Source organism: Paracoccus litorisediminis, assembly GCF_009711205.1.
GTDB lineage: Bacteria > Pseudomonadota > Alphaproteobacteria > Rhodobacterales > Rhodobacteraceae > Paracoccus > Paracoccus litorisediminis.
In genome coordinates this window covers 1-802 of the sequence record NZ_WMIG01000068.1, presented here as the reverse complement: position 1 = coordinate 802, position 802 = coordinate 1, and the positions used below count along the sequence as shown (strand labels likewise).

1 protein-coding gene is annotated in these 802 nt (G+C 59.1%); it reads left to right on the top strand.

The genetic code is table 11. From position 1 onward, the window contains the following. Nucleotides 1-451: 451 nt before the first annotated feature. Nucleotides 452-769 carry a hypothetical protein gene (locus tag GL300_RS26075; RefSeq protein WP_155042582.1) on the top strand — a complete coding sequence of 106 codons (318 nt, stop codon included), beginning with the start codon at nt 452-454 and terminating at the stop codon, nt 767-769. Nucleotides 770-802: the final 33 nt, after the last annotated feature.

Here is an 802-nt window from a genome sequence, read left to right as displayed (position 1 = left end):
GGGCGGCCCCACACATGTCGCCAGAAGGCGGCGTTCCTGCAGCCGCAACCCGGTGATCCGCGATCATGTCGACCGAGGGTCATTCCCGGCGGATGTGGTGATAGTGGCGGACAGGTCTTGGCTGACGGCCGAGTTTTCCACCTCGCGACCATCCACCCGCTGCCATCGCTGGGGGTGAGGAATTTATCCGCCACAAGTGGGGGTGAATTTTCATTTATTGACGCTATGATGCGGTCATCAGCGCGGTAACAGATCCGGTCCCGGTGGTCCCAGGGAATCGCGCAGGCGCGATTATTCACGTGCGGTCAGGGGCAAGGCTGGCTTGGAGGCGCAGCAAATATCGAAAGACCGATATAGCAAATTTGAAACTTCCCGGGGCTTGACCAGTTAATCCGGGAGGGAAAAACCTTCGGAACAGCCCGATGTCATCTTTACGACGAGAGGTATTTGATTGAACCAGTTCATTCCCCGAGCCGCGAGAGCGAGCTTGCGCATTTCGATCACCTTCGGCTCGGGATTTGACCTGAACCCGGCCGTACGCCGAGGCATCGAAACTGCGATCTTGACCCCTGCCGAGGCGGAAACGGCCGTCTGGATCGACGATCGACTGACCTACCGGACCCGCCGCTCGCCAGAGGAGGTGATGATCGACTGGGAACTGCACGGCTATGATCGCAGCGATTTCCTCAATGTGCAGATCGGTCCCTGGGTCATGCGGCGTCACAATCAAAGCTGGACCGGCCGCAACAGACGCATCCATCGACAATAAGCGCCGTAATGGCGGCCAGTTTGACCGCGACCC